The sequence below is a fragment of the Bradyrhizobium sp. Kon69 genome (assembly GCF_055807515.1).
The window spans coordinates 1-335 of the sequence record NZ_JBVVOS010000206.1 but is presented as its reverse complement, the minus strand read 5'-3'; the positions used below and the strand labels follow the sequence as shown (position 1 = coordinate 335).

Genomic DNA, 335 nt, shown 5'->3' with positions numbered 1-335 from the left:
CCGCACGCGCGTTGCATTTTCGCGTCCAGCACCGAAGGCGCGTTTCGCGATGGCACAACTTCGTCTGGAAATACTCGAATCTCCTGGAGCCACCTTACCGATGGTGACTACAAAGAAGGTGGTTTTCAAACTGCACGATTGCCCTGGCATTTCCAGAATTACCATTGGCGGAACACTGATTGCCGTTTCCCGTGCGGCAGAGAACGTCCCACAATAAACATAACGTTTGTTACGCGAAATTAGCGGTCATTGCGCATGACCGCTTTTCCTTTAAAAAGACAAACCTGCCGCATTTTTGCGCAGTAACTCCACCAGCGCCGGCGCCTCCACCGGCC

1 protein-coding gene is annotated in these 335 nt (G+C 53.1%); it reads left to right on the top strand.

Annotated elements, in window-relative coordinates; translation table 11 throughout:
* Window positions 1-217: hypothetical protein (locus AC0L3U_RS38850; RefSeq protein WP_473365034.1), on the top strand; the 217-nt coding region annotated here is incomplete at its 5' end.
* Between the last annotated feature and the right edge of the window lie 118 nt (window positions 218-335).